This window comes from Rhodococcus sp. PvR099, from assembly GCF_017833315.1.
GTDB lineage: Bacteria > Actinomycetota > Actinomycetes > Mycobacteriales > Mycobacteriaceae > Rhodococcus_G > Rhodococcus_G oryzae.
Genome location: NZ_JAFIBV010000001.1, coordinates 3,966,299 through 3,984,100, shown reverse-complemented (window position 1 = coordinate 3,984,100; position 17,802 = coordinate 3,966,299). Strand labels below are relative to the sequence as shown.

Here is a 17,802-nt window from a genome sequence, read left to right as displayed (position 1 = left end):
CCGATGGGCCCGATGGCAGGAGATTGTGCGATGACCGGTGGCGACCTGACGCAGGAGCAGATCCGCCCGATGATCGCGGCGGAGCGGACGGAGCTGGCGGACCTGCTGGCGGGGCTGCCCGAGGCGGCCTGGGACTCCCCGACGCTCTGCGAGGGCTGGCGGGTCCGCGAGGTCGTCTCGCACATGACCATGGCGTACCGGTATTCGATGCTGCGGGTGGTGTTCGGGATCGCCAAGGCGGGCGGCAACTTCAACCGGATGGCCGACCGGGCGGCAAGGAGGGACGCGGCGGAGCTGACCTCGGGGCAACTCGTGGCCTCGCTCCGCGACAACGTGGACCATCCATGGAAGCCGCCGGGTGGCGGCTACGAGGGCGCGTTGTCGCACGACGTGATCCACGGCCTCGACATCACCACCGCGCTGGGGCTCGACCGCACGGTGCCCGCCGACCGTCTGCGCGTCGTCCTGGGCAGCCTGTCGACCAAGAACCTGAAGTACTTCGGCACCGACCTGCGCGGTGTCGAGCTGCGGGCAACCGACCTGGACTTCGCCATCGGGTCGGGAACGCCCGTCACCGGACACGCGCAGGACATCCTCCTCGCCCTCTGCGGACGGAGGCTTCCACACGATCGGCTGCGGGGCGAGCAGGCACCGCGGTTCACACAGCGGTTCAACGGGAAGGACTGATCATGACCGATGACTCCGAGCAGATCCGAAGCCTGATCGAACGCTGGGCGGTCGCGGTACACGAGGGGGACCTCGGCGCCTGATCCGCGCGCTGACCCGTGCGTCAGAGGTGTTCCGAGAAGAAGGCGGTGAGCTCGTCGACGGCCAGGTTCACGAATTCCGGGATGTCATAGAGGTCGATGTGGTTCGTGGTCGGCAGCCAGACGATCTTCTTCGGATCACCGGCCCTGTCGTACACCGCCTGAGCACCCTCGGGACTGCAGAACTCATCGGTGGTGCCGTGCACCACGAGCAGCGGGGTTGGGGAGATCAGGTCGGCGGCGGCGAGGGTGTCGACCGTCATCGTCTGATACCCCGACGCGACGGTGACGGAGTTCTCCCAGTGGGGACTGTAGGAGCGTTCCGTGCCGTAGTACTCGAACGGCTCCGCACCCGCCATCGCCGCCGGCCCGCCGTCATCGGTCACCGCCTTCTGATAGACCGGCTGTCCGTCCTCGGTCCATGCGTGATCCCATATGTCCCGCAACGCTTCTCGGTAGGCACCGCCGCGACGGGCGAAGCTGCCCGGGGCACCGGGGTACGCGCCCGCCACGCAGGCCAGCGCGGCCACCCGGGGATCCTGGGCGGCGGCCTTGAGTGCGTACCCGCCACCCAGGCACACGCCCGTCAGGCCGATCCGTCCGAATCCCAGTGCGCCCAGGTGGCCGACGGCCGCGCGCAGGTCGGTCAGCTTGCCCGCGGCGTCCTCGTGCCTGCGGATCACACCACCGGACTCGCCGTAGTTCCGATGGTCGAAGACCAGCGTGGCGAATCCGGCGCGCGCGAGGGCGTCGGCGTACGTGCCGACGACCTGTTCCTTCACCCCGGTGAACGGGCCGGTGAATGTCACCGCCCTGGTCGCCCCGGCCGGGCGGCGCAGGATTCCCACCAGGCCGGTGCCGTCCTCCGCGCGAAACTCGACACGCTCCGTGTTCACTGTGACCTCCCCGTCGGTTGCGGACACGATCGCCCGCCCGTGCTGATCCCGACACAGTAGGCGTCCGTCGACAAATCGGAGAGCCGTTGCCGCCCAGGATGAGTGGCACCTAAACTTCGTCGCCGTACCAGTCGGCGATGGGGGAGACCGCGTGGACCAGCCAGCACTCGACGGCGCCGATTCGGTGGCCGACGCTCCGACCGAACCTCCACCCGAGCAGCGGGTCGCGTGGGCCGAGCTGTTCTTCGACCTGATCTGGGTCTTCGCGGTCACCCAGATCGCCACCGCCCTGGCAGGCGCGCACGACATCGGCGAGGCGGCTCGCCTGATGCTGCTGTTCATGCCGCTGTGGTGGGGGTGGGTCGGCGCGACGCTGCTGGCGAACCGGGCGGGCGACCTCGTGGATCGGGCGCTGGGCCGGGTGGCGCTCTTCAGCGTCGCCGGCTGTGGGCTCCTGATGTCGGTGGCCGTCGGAGGGGCGTTCGGCGACCGCGCCCTTGTCTTCGCCGCCGGCTATGTCGTGCTCCGACTCCTGTTGTGGGCCTTCTCCTGCCGACTTCCCGGCGGGTCCGCCCGACTCCGGTTGGAGCCCTTCGCCGTGGCCGCCTTCGTTGCCGCGCCGCTGTTCCTGCTCGGCGCCTTCCTCGACGGACCATGGCGGATCGCTGCGTGGACCGCGGCCGCCCTGATCGAACTGATCGCCCCGCGGGTGCTGCCCGCGGGCATGAACCACGTCCGCATCGAGACCGCGCACCTGCCGGAGCGGTTCGGGCTGTTCCTGATCATCGCGCTGGGCGAGACGGTGGTCGCGGTCGGCGGCCAGGCCGCCGGGATCGACCTCGACGGGCCCACCTACGCCGCCTTCGCGCTCGCGTTCCTCATCATCGTCCTGCTGTGGTGGACGTACTTCCACTACGGCGCCCCCGCCGTGCGCCACAGCCTGGAGCACAGTCCCGAGCAGGCTCGCATCGTCACCGATGTCTTCAGCTACGCCCACCTCATCTACGTCACCGCGATCATCATGATCGCCGTTGGCCTGAAGAAACTGCTCGCCTATCCGCTGTCCGTGCCGCACTCGTTCCCCGAGCTGCTGCTCGCCCCCGGCGTGGCGCTGTACCTGTTCGGGTTCTGCTACGCCCGGTGGCGGATGTTCGGGGCGGCCACCCTGCAGCGGTCCGCCGCGGCCCTCGCCTGCTGCGCGATCGCGGTGGCGGCGCCGCTGCTGCCTGCCATCGCCACCGCCGCGCTGGTCCTCGCGGTCCTGCTCGCGCTGAACGGATACGAGGCCTGGATCGTCACCACCCACCGGCCGCTCCCGCTCCTTCGCCTGCCACGGATCGCGCGGCGCGAAACGCAGCTCTGACGCGCTGCGCCTGAACGGTCGCGGAGGACTGCGGGGTCGGGCCCTTCGGACTACCGTGGGATCCGGCCTTCCTCGACGAGTCAGGAGTGCAGATGACCCACGGATTTCGCATCGGCGTCCAGCTCCAGCCGCAACACGCCCCCGACTACGGCCTGATCCGCGACGCGGTACTGCGGTCAGAGGACGCGGGCGTCGACATCGTCTTCACCTGGGACCACTTCTATCCGCTCTACGGCGACCCCGACGGCGCCCACTTCGAGTGCTGGACGATGCTCGCCGCCTTCGCGGAGCAGACCGAGCGGGTGGAGATCGGCGCGCTGGTCAGCGGCGGCGGCTACCGGAACCCGGACCTGCTCGCGGACATGGCCCGCACGGTCGACCACATCAGCGGCGGGCGGCTCATCCTCGGCATCGGGGCGGGCTGGTTCGAGAAGGACTACGACGAGTACGGCTACGAGTTCGGCACCGCGGGGCACCGATTGAAGCTGCTCGGCGAGACCCTGTCGCGGATCTCGGCACGGCTGGACAGGCTCAACCCGGCCCCCACCCGGCACATCCCGGTCCTCATCGGCGGCGGCGGCGAACGCAAGACGCTGCGCCTGGTCGCCGAGTACGCCGACGTGTGGCACAGCTTCGCCGACCTCGACGCGTTGCGGCACAAGTCGCAGGTGCTGGCCGAGCACTGCGCGGCCGTCGGCCGCGAACCCGCGCGGATCGAGCGGTCGGTCGCCTGGCCCGGCCCGGAGGCCGCGCAGGATTTCCTCGACGCGGGCGTCACCCTGTTCACCGTCGGTACCGGTGGACCCGACTACGACCTGTCCACGGTCATGGAGGCGCTGCGCTGGCGCGCCGACCGGCTGCCCGAGCCGATCGAGGGCCTGGCCTGAGCAGCCCCCTTCACCGAACAGAAAGGTTCCCGGGTCCCTGACCCCGGCGCCGCTAGGCTCCTCAGCATGGTTCGTCCACATGTCGTGAAGAGTCGGGTGCTCATCGCCCTGCTGGCGCTGCTCGCGTTGACGCTGACCGGGTGCGGTGGTGGCGACGATTCGGCCACCTCGGCCACCGACCTGTGCGCCCCGCCCGGCGTCGGCAGCGCCTCGGCCGCACCCACCAACCTGGACGCCGCCGCCGCGACTGCCACGGAGGATCGGTACACCACACCGACCACCAAGCCGCTCGACCAGATCGACACCGGCGCGCTCGGCCTGGCCACCCCCGGCAAGCTCAGCGTCGGCACCCTGTCCGACGCGCCGCCGAGCATCTGCGTCGACTCCTCCGGAAGCTTCACCGGCTACGACAACGAGCTGCTCAAGGCCGTCGCCGCCAAGCTCGGCCTGCAGATCGAGTTCTCCGGCACCGAGTTCGCCGGGCTGCTCTCCCAGGTCGCGACGAACCGATTCGACGTCGGGTCGTCCTCGATCACCACCACCGACGAGCGGCGCAAGACCGTCGGTTTCACCAATGGCTACGACTTCGGCTACTTCTCACTGGTGGTGCCGAACGGCAGCGCCATCCACGGGTTCTCCGACCTGAACGCCGGCACCCGGATCGGGGTCGTGCAGGGCACCGTCCAGGACGACTACGTCGTGAACACGCTTGGGCTCGACCCGGTGAAGTTCCCCGACTACAACACCGCGTACGCGAACCTCAAGACCGGCCAGATCGACGCGTGGGTGGCCCCGTCCCAGCAGGCGGAGGGCGCGATCAAGCCCGGCGACCCCACCTCGATCGTGCAGAACACCTTCAGCCTCAACAACTTCGTCGGCTGGGCCGTCAACAAGGACAACCAGCCCCTGATCGACGCGCTCAACTCCGGGCTGGACGCGGTGATCGCCGACGGCACCTGGGCGTCGCTGTACTCGGACTGGGTGCCCCGTGAGCTGCCCGAGGGCTGGAAGCCGGGCAGCAAGGCGGCGCCGGAGCCGGAGCTGCCTGACTTCGCCGCGCTGGCCAAGCCGGAGACACCGGGATCCGAGCAGTCGCAGACCGCCCAGCAGTCGACGCTCGCCCAGCTCGGCGCCACCTTCTTCGACTGGGATCTGTACCGCCAGGCCATCCCGGACCTGCTCAAGACCGGCCTGCCCAACACGGTGATCCTCGCCGTCACCTCGGGTGTGATCGGCACCGTGGCTGGCATGCTGCTCGCGGTCGCGGGCATCTCGCGCACCCGCTGGCTGCGCTGGCCGGCGCGGGTGTACACCGACGTCTTCCGCGGGCTGCCCGCGGTGGTGATCATCCTGATCATCGGCCTTGGCGTCGGACCGGTGGTCAAGGGCCTGACCGGCAACAACCCGTACTGGCTCGGCGCCGCCGCGCTGGCCCTGCTGGCAGCCGCCTATATCGGCGAGATCTTCCGCTCCGGCATCCAGAGCGTGGAGCCGGGGCAGCTGGAGGCGGCCCGCGCGATCGGCTTCAGCTACCGCCGGGCGATGACCCTGGTGGTGATCCCGCAGGGCGTCCGCCGGGTGCTGCCCGCGCTGATGAACCAGTTCATCTCGCTGATCAAGGACTCCTCGCTGATCTACTTTCTCGGCCTGCTGGCGACCCAGCGGGAACTCTTCGCCGTCGGGCGCGACCTCAACGCGCAGACCGGGAACCTGTCGCCGCTGGTGGCCGCCGGCCTGTTCTACCTGGCGCTGACGATCCCGCTCACCCACCTGGTCAACTACATCGACCGGCGCCTGCGGACCGGCAGGGCCGACACCTCCGGCACACTCGACCCGCTCGAACAAGCCATCGTCGTGGAAAGGGGATAGCCCATGACCACCGCGACCAATTCGGTCTCGCTGACCGGCACCGACCTGCACTTGTCCTTCGGCACGAACAAGGTGTTGCGCGGCGTCGACATCCACGTCGACGCAGGCAAGACCACCTCGGTCATCGGCCCGTCCGGCTCCGGCAAGTCGACGCTGCTGCGGGTGCTCAACCGTCTGCACGAACCCGAACAGGGCGACATCCTGCTCGACGGCCGGTCGGTGCTCGGCGACAACCCGGACACCCTGCGCCAGCGGATCGGCATGGTGTTCCAGCACTTCAACCTGTTCCCGCACCGCACCGTGCTCGACAACATCGCCCTCGGACCCCGGAAGCTGCGGGGGCTGTCGAAGGAGCAGGCGCGCGCGGTCGCCCTCGAACAGCTCGAACTGGTGGGGCTGGCGGAGAAGGCACAGTCCCGGCCGGGCAACCTGTCCGGCGGCCAGCAGCAGCGGGTCGCGATCGCCCGGGCTCTGGCGATGAAGCCGGAGATCATGTTCTTCGACGAGGCCACCTCCGCGCTGGACCCGGAGCTCGTCAAGGGCGTGCTGGCGCTGATGACGGACCTGGCGGCCGGCGGCATGTCGATGGTCGTCGTCACGCACGAGATGGGTTTCGCCCGTTCGGTTTCCGACACCGTGCTGTTCATGGACCGCGGGGTCGTGGTGGAGACCGGCAAACCGGAGGCGCTCTTCGACGACCCGCAGACCGAGCGCCTGCAGGCCTTCCTCTCCCAGGTGCTGTAGCAGCGGCGTCGCCGCCTGTGCGCGATTGTCACCCCCGTCGGGGCACCGATCGCGCACAGTGCGGCGCGGCCCCTAGACCCTGGCGGCCCGGTTCGCGGCCATCTCCTCGTCCCAGTGCTTCCCTGACCGGGTGGTGTCGATCTCGAACTCGAACCGGGTGACCATGTCCTGGGTGATGTCCTCGACGTCGACGTAGAACTGGCTGTACCAACGCCGCAGCTGGTAGACCGGGCCGTCCTCCTCGCACAGCAGCGGGTTGTCGATCTTCGCCTTGTTCTTCCAGATCACGATGTCCTGCTCGAAGGTCGCCATCGTGCCGTCCCCGAAGCCCTCGGCCATCTCGTCGGCCTGCTCGGCGGACATCCCGGCCATCTTCTTGACCATGATCCCGTACTGCAGCACAAAGGAATTCGACGTCACCGGGTAGTGGCAGTTGATCAGCACGGCCTCGAGCGGCTCGTGCGCACCGATGTCGGCGTGGAACCTGTCGATCATGTACGACGGGCCGTGATAGGACGCATCGGACTGGGTGATGCTGTCCTCACCGAAATCGACGTCCACGTTCACGTCGGTACGCGGGGTGAAGCTCATGTACTGCGAGGCGACATGGCCCTCGAAGACGTTCTTGAACGAACGCGGCACATTGAAGTGCACGTAGAAGAAGTGCGCCATGTCCACGACGTTGTCCACGAGCTCACGGCAATGCGAGCCCTCGATCAGCACCGAATTCCAGGTCCAACCGGTCCACTCGTCGCTGCCGACCCCGTCGATCGCGGGGATCGTCACGTCGGCAGGCGGCGGGTTGCCCTGCGGGTCGTGCCACACGAACAGTTGCGCATTGCGCTCGAGCGCGAGCCAGCCTCGGGTACGGGCGAGCGGCGGGACGCGGCGGGCGTAGGGGACGCCGGTGCACTTGCCGTCACCGCCCCAGCGCCAGTCGTGGAACGGGCAGGCGATCGAGTCACCCTTGACCGAGCCCTGACTCAGGTCCCCGCCCATGTGCCTGCAGTAGGCGTCGAGCACCTTGAGCTCCCCCGCGCTGTCCGCGAAGACGACCAGCTTGGTGCCGAAGACCTCGACCGAGTGCGGCTTCCCGTCGCGGAAGTCCCGAGCCAGGCCCAGGCAGTGCCACCCGCGGGCGAACCTTGTGGGGGCCGCGACGGCCTCGATTTCGCGGACATCTCCGCGGTTGGTGGTGGAGTTCAGCGTCATTGATGTTCCTCCAGGCTCGAGTTCGCTTCGATCCGAACGATGCTCGGCGCCCCACGCCACCGCGACAAGGTCGTTTCCCGGTGGGCGGCAAAGACACTGGACTTAGGGTCGCCTCATTGTCCGGTCGTTCACTTTGCCTTTCCTTTGCCCTCGCTTAAGACTTCTACGGTCTCCCGAGTTGAACCTTCGATCAGGAGAACCACGTGAAGCTGAAGCCCCTCGCGCTGTTTGTCAATCACGACGGCAAATCGTCGCGGGCATCGATCACCTGCCAGTACAAGTGCGGCAATGCCTGCTCGCACGAGGTGCCCAACACCTCCGGCGGTGAGTACTTCGGCGACATCGTGCGCGCGGCGATGTCGCGGCGCGGGCTGCTCAAGTCCGGCGCCGTCGCGGTGCTCGCGGTCGGTGCGGGCGGCGCGTTGGTCGCGTGTTCCGATGACTCCGGCAGCGGCTCGGCCGGGGGCTCCACGACGGCGGCGGCGGGCGGCGGCGAGGCCCCGGGCGGCACCGCGTTCACCGCAGTCGCACCGAACACCGAGGACGCCGTCGTGGTGCCCGAGGGCTACGAGCAGGCCGTCGTGATCCGCTGGGGCGACCCGGTGCTGCCCGGCGCGCCCGCTTTCGACTTCGCCAACCAGACGCCGCAGGCGCAGGAGATGCAGTTCGGCTTCAACAACGACTTCGCCGGCCTGCTCCCCGTGGAGGGCCAGCCGAACACCTATCTGCTGGTGGTCAACCACGAGTACACCACCGAGCCCTTCATGTTCACCGGCTACGACCCCGCGAACCCCACCCTCCAGCAGTTCCAGACCGCGATCGCCGCGCACGGCCTTTCCGTCGTCCAGGTCAAGGGCGAGTCCGGAACAGGCAGGCTCACACCGGAATTCGGTCCGAACAACCGCCGTATCACCGCGAACTCGGAGTTCCTGGTGACCGGGCCCGCCGCGGGCAGCGACCTCCTCAAGACCACCGCCGACCCCACCGGCACCCGGGTGACCGGGACGCTCAACAACTGCTCCGGTGGCGTCACCCCATGGGGCACGGTGCTCTCCGGCGAGGAGAACTTCAACCAGTACTTCGCCAACGCCGATCAGGTCACCGACCCGACCGTCGCGGCCAGGCTGAAGCGGTACGGCATCGAGGGCGGGGCGAGCGAGCGGAAGTGGGAGCGCTTCGATCCCCGCTTCGACCTCGTGCAGGAGCCGAACGAGGCGAACCGCTTCGGTTACGTCGTCGAGGTGAACCCGTGGGATCCGGCGTCCACCCCGATCAAGCACACCGCGATGGGCCGCTTCAAGCACGAGGCCGCGACCATCTACGTGACCGACGACGGCACTGTGGTCGCCTACAGCGGCGACGACGAGCGGTTCGACTACATGTACAAGTTCGTGTCCGCGCGAAAGATGATGCCCGGCAACGGCCAATCCAGCATGCGGCACAACCTGACCATCCTCGACGCAGGCACGCTGTACGTCGCCAAGCTGACCGGCGACGAGCCGGACCAGATCGACGGCTCCGGCAAGCTGCCGTCCTCCGGGCGCTTCGCAGGCAAGGGCGAGTGGATTCCGCTGCTGCGCACCGGCGAGGACGGCAAGGCCGAGTCCCTGGTAGACGGGATGAGCGCGGAGGAGGTCGCGGTGTTCACCCGGATCGCCGGCGACAAGGTGGGCGCCACGAAGATGGACCGCCCAGAGGACTTCGAGCCCAACCCGAAGACCGGCAAGGTGTACGTCGCGCTGACCAACAACACCAAGCGCGGCGAGGAGGGCAAGCCCGCCGCCGACGAGCCGAACCCCCGCAACAACAACAAGAACGGGCAGGTCCTCGAGATCGAGGACGAGCACGCAGGCACCGGTTTCACGTGGAACCTGCTGCTGGTCTGCGGCGATCCCGCGGCAGCCGACACCTACTTCGGTGGGTTCGACAAGACGCAGGTCAGCCCGATCTCCTGCCCCGACAACCTGGCGTTCGACCCGCACGGCAACCTGTGGATCTCCACCGATGGCAACGCGCTGAAGTCGAACGACGGCCTGTTCAGCGTGGTACTCGACGGCGACCGGCGCGGCGAGACCAAGCAGTTCCTCACCGTCCCGAAGGGCGGCGAGACCTGCGGACCGATCATCGGCGAGTCCCGCGTCGTGGTCTGCGTGCAGCACCCGGGTGAGCTCGACGGCGCCAGCGCCGACAAGCCGGCCTCGCACTGGCCGGACGGCGGCGACAGCCAGCCCCGGCCGTCGGTCGTCGCGGCCTGGAAGTCGGGCGGCGGGCGGGTCGGCGTCTGACCCTCGCGAACCCTGGGCGCCCTCCGGTTCTCCGGAGGGCGCCCTTTCGTGTCCGAGGTGGGGCAGGCTGTACCTCAGATCCGGTAGTCAGGGGGATCGTCGCACCCGTCGCGCGTCAATAGCGTCGGTGCCGAGAGTTATCGGGCGACAATCGAGGAGAACCCCACCATGAGAAGCAGACTCGTAGCCTCCGGGCTCGCCGTCGCGGTCACCGCCCTGCTCGTCGGCGCGACGCCCGCGCTCGCGCAGCCGCAGGCACCCGCCACCGCCACCGGCGCGGCGGTGCAGCAGGCGATGGACCGCATCCTCGCGAACGGTGCGGTCGGTGTACAGGTCCGGACGACGTGGGACGGACGGACCACGACCGCCACCGCCGGTTCGAGTGTGCTCGGCACGCCATGGGCGGTTCCCGACGACGGCCGGTTCCGGATCGGCAGCGTGACCAAGACGTTCGTCGCCACCGTGCTGCTGCAGCTGGTGGAAGACGAACGGGTCGAGCTGGACGCGCCGGTGGCCCGGTACCTGCCCGGCCTGTTGCCCGACGGCGACACCATCACCGTCCGGATGCTGTTGCAGCACACCAGCGGGCTGTACAACTACACCGATTCCCTCCCGCTGGACGACGGCGAGTTCCTCGGCATCCGGTTCCGGCCCTACACCCCGAACGAGCTGGTGGACCTGGCGACGAGCAAGCCTCTGAACTTCGCGCCCGGAACCGACTGGGCCTACTCCAACACCAATTACATCGTGCTTGGCATGCTGATCGAGAAGGTGACCGGACGATCCTGGGACACCGAGGTCGCCGCTCGGATCACCACACCGCTCGGGATGCTCGCGACCAGCGCCCCGCACGGCAGCGTGTTCATCCCCGGACCGCACGCCCGCGGCTACCACCCCGTCGCGGGGGTGCCGGTGGACACCACCGAACTCGACCCGAGCTGGGGCGGCGCCGCGGGCGAGATGATCTCCACCACCTCCGACCTGGACCTCTTCCTGACCGCACTGGCCGACGGGCGTCTCCTGCGGCCCGCCCAGCTCGCCGAGCTGACCTCCGCCCGGTCGATCACCGACGGGCACGGCTACGGGCTGGGCGCCCAGTCCAGGAACACCCCGTGCGGGGTGACGGCATGGGGTCACAGCGGCGGCATCCCCGGCTACACCACCCTCGCCTTCACCACCCTCGACGGCAGCAGGCGGATGGAGGCGTCGGTGACCAATGGTCTCGGCCCCGACTCCGAGGACGCCGTCTACGGGATCGTGGACGCGGCCATCTGCGGCTGACCCGCCCTCGGTCAGCGGGCGCGCTCCAGCCGATCCCGGAGCTCGCCCGCGGCCGCGGTGACGGCGGTCAGGTCCGCCGGTTGCACGATCTCGCGGGTGGCGTCCGCCTCGAGCAGCCCGAGCTGAAACCCGATCGCGGTGAGGCGACCGTCATCGGTGGTGGCCGCCGCGCTGTCCCGCAACAGCCGGATCAGCGCGAGCGCGACGGTGGGCTCGCGCGCGCCGTAGCGCCGGATCTGGGCGCAGGCCAGATCGAGATAGTCGGCGAAGGTGTAGGCGGGGACCGTGACCGTGCGGCCTCCCGGGCCGGCCGGCAATACGAGCGACCCGAGGTCCCGACGGGAGAGCGAGGACATGATCGCGGTGAGGTGATCCAGTGCCTGGACCGCCGTGTACGGGTCGTTGATGGCGGGGGACAACGCCTTCGAGGCGACGTCGACGAGCTGACGCATGCCGAGCGCGGCGTCCTGCTCGAGTGTCCGCTCGAACCCGATCCGCACGGACTGCTCGACCGCGCGGCCGACCCCCACCGCGTCGAAATCGCGGCCGGCCTCGCTCCACACCCAGGCCAGCGGGGTGGATCCGGCGGCGATGTGGTCCCCGACGCGGGGCGCGATCTTGATGGTCACCCCGTGCCGTGCTGCGTGCCCGACCAGCTCGTCCGGGTGCACCGCCTGCACGTAGCCGGTGCGGCTCGAGGGCACCACCGTCGCCGACGGCGGCGGGTCAGGGAGCGCCGACGGCGCCGTGGTGCCCGGCAGCCCGTGCCGCACCACCTCGCGCGTGTTCCGCTCCACCGTGCGCATGACCTCGTCGATCTGCAGCGAATGGGTCAGGTGGTGGATCTCGTAGACCAGCGCGCCCAGGCTGAGGAACAGCAGCACCATCGCCCAGCTCACCGCGAACCGCGGATAGTCCGCGGTCCGGCTGCCCGCGGACACGCCAACCGTGTAGAGCCCGGCGATGCTGTACGCGAAGGTCGCGACGAAGACGCTGAGCACCACCTGATTCGGGCGGTCACGCAGGAAGTTGCGCAGGATCCGCGGCGAGAACTGGGTGGACGAGAGCTGCAGCGCCACCACAGTGAGCCCGAGGGTCAGCGCGATGACGGTGATCATCGTGCCCGCCGTGCCGATGAGCAGCGTGCGGGCGTCATCGGGGGTGCCCTGGAACGCCAACCGGTGCATCCAGGTGCCGGGGCGGGTGTTCACGGACGACAGGATCGACCCGAGGGCCAGCGCCAGCACCACGGCTATGGCGGGTAGCACCCACAGCGCGCCGCGGAGATACTCCCAGGCTGCCTCGCGCCTGCGCACCCCCGAAGCGTACGCCCGCCGATCGCGCTGCGCGGATGGCCGATCCGTGACCTCGGGAGCCGAACGGCGAGCTCAGAACGGAACGGGACCTCAGGAACCGAACGGGTTGGCGGAGCTGCCGAAGTCGCCGAGGCCGCCGCCGTAGATGTTGAGGTCCACGTTGCCGTTCACGCCGGGGATCCGGCCCGTGCTGGTGTACTGCCAGAACGTCCAGTGCCGCCAGCCGCCGGGCAGCGGGCCGGGCTCGTCCCTGCCGTTGTAGTCGGCGATCCAGAGCGGGTAGTTGGAGAACTCCGTGGTGTTCGCCATCGCGGTGCGCCAGAAGTTCGGGTACGTGTAGATGATCGGCTGCTTGCCGGTGAGCGCCTGGACGGAGTTGAGGTAGCGGCGCGTCCAGTCGATCACCGCGGCGGGCGGCAGGCCCTTGGCGTCCTCGATGTCGAGCACCGGCGGCAGTCCGTCGCCCCCGATCACCGGGAACGACGTCGATGCGAAGAACGCGGCCTGCGCCTCGGGCGACTCCCGGACGTCGGCGTAGTGGTAGGCGCCGCGGGACATCCCGGCCGCGCGCATGCCGATCCCGTCCTGCACGAAGAACGGGTTGACGTACCAGAGTCCCTCGGTGGCCTTGACCATCGCGAACTCGTGGCCGGAGGCGCGCACGGCGAACCAGTCGATGCCCGAGCCGCCTGGGTGTTGCCACGAAGCGACGTCGGGACCGTTGTACGGTTCGGCGGTCGCGGTGCCAGGCACGGCGAAGGCGAGGGCACCGGCCATCAGCACCGGGACCAGGCGGGTGACGGCTCGGACACGCTTACGACTCGACGGCGTCATCGCCCGAGACTAAACCGATATTTCGGACACGACCACGAAACCGAGGATGAACTTTTGGCGTCGGCCCGCCCGCGTCACCCGCAGTTCGACATCACGGTCTCGGCATAGTGCGTCAGGGCTGCGACCTTCTGGCCCAGCGGCTCCGTGTCCTGCGCGACGCTGTAGGGGTCGCGGAAGCCGACGATCACGTCGGTCACGCCCTTGTCCTCGAGTCGCCTGATCCCGTCGACCGTGTAGGCCTGTGGCGAGATCACGTGGATCTCGAACGGGCTGTTCTCCGTGCCCTCCTCCCGGCGCATCCGCTGCAGCTTCGCGAGCAGGACGTCGAGTTCCTCGTCGCCGCCGCCCGCATGCATCCACCCGTCGCCCCGGACCACCGCGCGCCGGAGCGCGGCGTCACTGTGCCCGCCGACGAGGATCGGGATGGGCTCGCTCGGTACCGGGCTCAGCTTGATCGCGGGCAGGTCGAAGATCTCGCCGTGGTACTCGAAGTAGTCACCGCTCACCAGACCGCGAAGGATGTCGATCGCCTCGTTGGTCCGCTTGCCGCGCCGCTCCCACGGCACGCCCAGCACCTCGAAGTCGTCCGGCCACGGGCTCAGACCGATTCCGAGGCTCAGCCGGTTGTCGATCATGTAGGCCACCGAGGTGGCCTGCTTTGCGACGAGGACCGGGGGACGGATCGGCAGCTTCAGCACGAAGGTGGTGAAGCGCAGCGTGGTCGTCGCCATCCCGAGCGCGGTGGCGAGGACGAACGCCTCGACGAACGCCTTGTTCTCGAGGAACTCCCTGCTTCCGTCGGGCGTGTAGGGATAGACCGAATCGGATTCCTTCGGATAGCAGAGGCTGTCCGCGATCGACATCCCGTGATAGCCGGCCTCCTCCGCCGCCTGCGCGAGCGGCACATAGAAAGCCGGGTCGGTCATGGCCTCGGCATAGGTGAATCGCACAGCCCTGCTCCTTCGGTCCGGTGTGGTCTACGTCATACCTGACCCGACGCACCCGGGGTACCGAATCCCGACCTCCCGCCCAGCGAGACGAAATCGGCGGGTGGGTTCAGCCGAGCCAGTCCAACACCGCGGCCGCGGTCCAGGACTGCTGCATGCTGCCCAGCGGTGCACCGGTGAACGGCTCGTAGTACTCGGCGAAGCTGCCGTCGGCGGCCTGTCGCAGGCCCTCCGCCCGCAGGTGTCGGGCCCGCTCGGCCCACCCGCGACGGGCGAACGCCCAGGAGAACAGCCAGGTCATCACCGGCCACACCGGGCCGCGCCAGTACTCGCGCGGCCGGAAGTCGCCCGAGACCGGCGAGGTCGACGGCGGCACCGCGTACCGAAGATCCGGATGACCGCAGAACCGCGGTCCCTCGAAGATCCGCACCAGCGCGCGCTCGGCGTCGCGGTCCAGCCCGCCGCACAGCAGCGGGGCGAACATCGCGAGCGTCTCGGTGGGGATCCAGCGCCCCGACCGCAGGTCGAAGTCGCGGGCGGCGCCCGAACGCGGGTCCGTGGTGGCGATGGTGCCCCGCTGGAACTTCTCCGCCCAGTACCGCAGGTCCCGGACATCGGACTTCGGCGCCGAATGCTCCTCGCCGATGGTGGCGAGAACGTCGCAGGCGAGCGAGAAGACGGCGCTGACGAACACGTCCTCGACGGCGAAGCTCATCGTGGACGCCAGCTCGGCGTCGTCGTAGCGCGCCAACTTCATCTCCTCGAGCAGCCACAGGTAGCGGTCGTACTCGGCGTTCGAGGGCCGCTGCGTGGGGTCGGAGATGATCGCGGTGTCCTCGCGCAGATAAGGCGGCACCGCTCCCGGAATGACGTTCGCGTACGCGGCATCCCAGCGTGGCGAGTTGTCCATGCCGGACTCCCAGCCGTGGTACAGGCTGATTCGTCCGTTGTCCTTCGGGTCACGGGCGGTCGCGAGCCACCGGTGCCAGCGCACCAGGTCGCCCCAGCGCCGGTCGAGGAACTCCTCGGCCACCGCCCGGGTGCTGCGACCGTGCCTGCGGGAGTGGTCGAGGATGCGCTGGACCGCGATCGCGTGCACCGGCGGCTGTGTGATGCCCGAGGTCTGCGGGACGACGGGGGCCGTCGCCGCCAGATCCCCGCAGGCCCAGCGCGCGGGTCCGGGGAAGTACCCGTCGACGCCGTTCGCGAACACGATGTGCGGGATCATTCCGTTGCCCCACTGCGCGGACAGCAGCGTGTCCAGCTCGACGACGGCCCGCTCCACGCTCAGCGGCGCCAGTCCGACCGCGACGAACGCCGCGTCCCAGCTCCACATGTGCGGGTACAACCGCGGCGCCGCGCTGGTCATGGTGCCCAGGTCGTTGCCGCGCAGCAGGTACGCGGCCCGGGCCGCGAGCTGCGTCGGGATGAATCCGGGATCGGCGGCCATCGTCCTAGTTTGCGTCCGCCGCGCCGATTGCGCCCGTCGGGGTGACGTCTCGGGCCTTCCTTGGTGAGAAATGCCCACACCCGGGGTCCGTCGCACCACCCCAAGGGTCCGTAGTCACCGGGGCCGCGGCCAACAAGTGTTGAGGACGTTCCCAGCGCACCCCGAACTCGTCATTCGACAGCATCGTGCACCCCGAGGAAAGAGCCCCCGTGTATCCCGATTTCGTTTCACACGTCCGCGCCCAGGCCGACGTTCACGGCGACACCCGCTTCTACGCCTACCACCGCGAGGTCGGGCTCGAGCTGGTCGAGGAGGTTCTCAGCTTTCGCGAGATCGACCGCAGGGCCAGGGCAACGGCCGCTTGGCTGTCGCAGCGTCCGGAGGCCGACCGACCGGTCCTGCTGCTGTACCTGGACAGCATCGACTTCCTGCCCGCCTTCCTCGGCTGCCTGTACGCGGGAGTCATCGCCGTGCCCGCCCCGCTGCCGCACGACCAGCAGAGCACACAGCGGGTCGCCGGGATGCTCGACGACGCCGACATCGGCCTCGTCCTCACCACCTCCGCCTACGCGGAGCTCCTGACCGCGTGGATCGCCGACAACGGGCGCGCCGAGACGGTGTCCTGCGTGTACACCGACGCCGACGACCTGGGCGACGCCGAATCATGGCGGATGCCCGACCTCGACGGAGACACGGTGGCCTTCCTGCAGTACACGTCCGGTTCGACGAGCGAACCCAAGGGCGTCATGGTGACCCACGGCAACCTGCTGCACAACGAGGCGACCATCGCGGCGACGGTCGGCTTCGACGACGCGGCGACCGGGGTCAGCTGGCTTCCGCACTTCCACGACATGGGCCTGATCTCGATGCTGCTGCCCCTCTACGCCGGGGGTGACCTCGTGTTCATGTCCCCGTTGGCCTTCCTCAAGCGGCCGGTCCGCTGGCTGGAGATGATCGACCGCTACCGCGCCGAGTTCACCCTCGCACCGAACTTCGCCTACGAGCTGGTCGCCCGGCGCGCGACCGACGAGCAGTTGGCCGGGCTCGACCTGTCCTCGCTCCGGGTTGCCCTCAACGGTGCGGAGCCGATCCGGTCCCGCACCCTCGACGCCGTGATCGAGCGGCTCGGGACCGCTGCATTCCCGCCGAACGCGTTCGTCACCGCGTACGGCATGGCCGAGCTGACGCTGCTCGCCACCGCGAGCCGGGTCGGCGACCCGCCGGTCCGCATCGACGTCGACGCGGCGGCCCTGGAACGCAACGTGGCCGTACTGACCACCGACGACACCGGCGTCCGGCTGGTCAGCAGCGGACCCCCGCGGGATCTCGACATCCGCATCGTGGACCCAAACACCGGAATAGCGCTGCCGGACAACCGAGTCGGCGAGATCTGGGTTCGGGGAGCGAGCGTCACCGCCGGTTACTGGAACCGCCCGGACGAGACCGAGGCCAGGTTCGGCGCCGAGCTGGCGGGGGAGGGGGCGTACCTGCGCACCGGGGACCTCGGCCTGCGCCACCAGTGCCACATCTTCGTCACCGGCCGGATGAAGGATCTCCTGATCATCAACGGGCGCAACCTCTATCCCCAGGACATCGAAGAGGTCGTCCGTGACGTTCATCCCGCTCTCGCCGGGACCGCCGGGGTGGCTCTCTCGATCGACGCCGGTCAGCAGGAGCGACTGCTGGTGATCCAGGAGGTTCGGACCGCGCTGCTCGACGGCGCCTCCCTGGCCGAGGTCACCTCGCTGATCAAGGTCGCGGTGTCCCGACATTTCGACGTACCCGCCCCCGATGTTGTCCTGGTCGATCGTCGGGGTGTGCACCGCACGACCAGCGGCAAGGTTCAGCGCCGCTCCATGCGCACGTCGTTCCTGGAGAACCGGATCCACCCGCTGCTCCACGAAGACATCGCCACAACCGTGCAACGGCTGCGCGGCTCCGCGTAAACGCG

At 69.2% G+C, this 17,802-nt stretch carries 14 protein-coding genes; 8 read left to right on the top strand and 6 right to left on the bottom strand.

All coding sequences use genetic code 11. From position 1 onward, the window contains the following. Positions 1–30: 30 nt before the first annotated feature. The gene (locus JOE46_RS18315; protein WP_245221099.1) at positions 31–687 is read left to right on the top strand and encodes a maleylpyruvate isomerase family mycothiol-dependent enzyme; all 657 of its coding nucleotides are present in this window, start codon (positions 31–33) and stop codon (positions 685–687) included. Between the two features lie 103 nt (positions 688–790). Here the strand turns inward: JOE46_RS18315 and JOE46_RS18310 are convergent, their stop codons facing one another. Then, a complete protein-coding gene (locus tag JOE46_RS18310) occupies positions 791–1,663 on the bottom strand; it encodes an alpha/beta hydrolase (RefSeq protein WP_209928044.1) in 873 nt (290 codons plus the stop codon). Positions 1,664–1,814: 151 nt separating this feature from the next. Here JOE46_RS18310 and JOE46_RS18305 point away from each other — a divergent pair, with 151 nt between their 5' ends. The 4 genes from JOE46_RS18305 (at position 1,815) to JOE46_RS18290 (ending at position 6,526) form a co-directional block, all read left to right on the top strand. Continuing rightward, a complete protein-coding gene (locus JOE46_RS18305; protein ID WP_209928043.1) occupies positions 1,815–3,026 on the top strand; it encodes a low temperature requirement protein A in 1,212 nt (403 codons plus the stop codon). Between the two features lie 92 nt (positions 3,027–3,118). After that, positions 3,119–3,913, top strand: coding sequence for an LLM class F420-dependent oxidoreductase (locus JOE46_RS18300; protein ID WP_209928042.1), 795 nt, complete (start codon positions 3,119–3,121; stop codon positions 3,911–3,913). A gap of 66 nt (positions 3,914–3,979) precedes the next feature. After that, complete coding sequence (locus JOE46_RS18295) at positions 3,980–5,782, top strand: ABC transporter substrate-binding protein/permease (protein WP_209928040.1); 1,803 nt, start codon at positions 3,980–3,982, stop codon at positions 5,780–5,782. A 3-nt stretch (positions 5,783–5,785) separates the two neighbouring features. Beyond that, complete coding sequence (locus JOE46_RS18290) at positions 5,786–6,526, top strand: amino acid ABC transporter ATP-binding protein (RefSeq protein WP_209928039.1); 741 nt, start codon at positions 5,786–5,788, stop codon at positions 6,524–6,526. 72 nt (positions 6,527–6,598) lie between these two features. Here JOE46_RS18290 and JOE46_RS18285 read toward each other — a convergent pair whose 3' ends face one another. Continuing rightward, positions 6,599–7,738, bottom strand: a complete 1,140-nt coding sequence (locus tag JOE46_RS18285) for a Rieske 2Fe-2S domain-containing protein (RefSeq protein ID WP_280923548.1) — start codon at positions 7,736–7,738, stop codon at positions 6,599–6,601. A 203-nt stretch (positions 7,739–7,941) separates the two neighbouring features. Here JOE46_RS18285 and JOE46_RS18280 point away from each other — a divergent pair, with 203 nt between their 5' ends. Together JOE46_RS18280 and JOE46_RS18275 are read left to right on the top strand one after the other, a co-directional pair. Then, positions 7,942–10,023: a PhoX family phosphatase gene (locus JOE46_RS18280; protein WP_209928038.1), complete on the top strand. Its 2,082-nt coding sequence runs from the start codon at positions 7,942–7,944 to the stop codon at positions 10,021–10,023. Between the two features lie 168 nt (positions 10,024–10,191). Further along, positions 10,192–11,304, top strand: coding sequence for a serine hydrolase (locus tag JOE46_RS18275; RefSeq protein ID WP_209928037.1), 1,113 nt, complete (start codon positions 10,192–10,194; stop codon positions 11,302–11,304). 11 nt (positions 11,305–11,315) lie between these two features. On the opposite strand, the gene JOE46_RS18270 is transcribed toward JOE46_RS18275, so the two are convergent. The 4 genes from JOE46_RS18270 to JOE46_RS18255 all read right to left on the bottom strand — a co-directional run bounded on the left by JOE46_RS18270 (position 11,316) and on the right by JOE46_RS18255 (position 15,851). Beyond that, entirely contained in the window at positions 11,316–12,620 is a 1,305-nt protein-coding gene (locus tag JOE46_RS18270; protein WP_097210811.1) for a DUF2254 domain-containing protein, read from the bottom strand. A 90-nt stretch (positions 12,621–12,710) separates the two neighbouring features. Then, positions 12,711–13,454, bottom strand: coding sequence for a glycoside hydrolase family 25 protein (locus JOE46_RS18265; protein ID WP_245221097.1), 744 nt, complete (start codon positions 13,452–13,454; stop codon positions 12,711–12,713). Between the two features lie 74 nt (positions 13,455–13,528). Beyond that, positions 13,529–14,404, bottom strand: a complete 876-nt coding sequence (locus JOE46_RS18260; RefSeq protein WP_209928036.1) for a TIGR03619 family F420-dependent LLM class oxidoreductase — start codon at positions 14,402–14,404, stop codon at positions 13,529–13,531. Between the two features lie 106 nt (positions 14,405–14,510). Beyond that, a complete protein-coding gene (locus tag JOE46_RS18255; RefSeq protein WP_209928034.1) occupies positions 14,511–15,851 on the bottom strand; it encodes a glycogen debranching protein in 1,341 nt (446 codons plus the stop codon). 209 nt (positions 15,852–16,060) lie between these two features. Between JOE46_RS18255 and JOE46_RS18250 the strand changes: the two genes are divergently transcribed. Continuing rightward, positions 16,061–17,797: a fatty acyl-AMP ligase gene (locus tag JOE46_RS18250; protein WP_209928033.1), complete on the top strand. Its 1,737-nt coding sequence runs from the start codon at positions 16,061–16,063 to the stop codon at positions 17,795–17,797. Positions 17,798–17,802 lie beyond the last annotated feature (5 nt).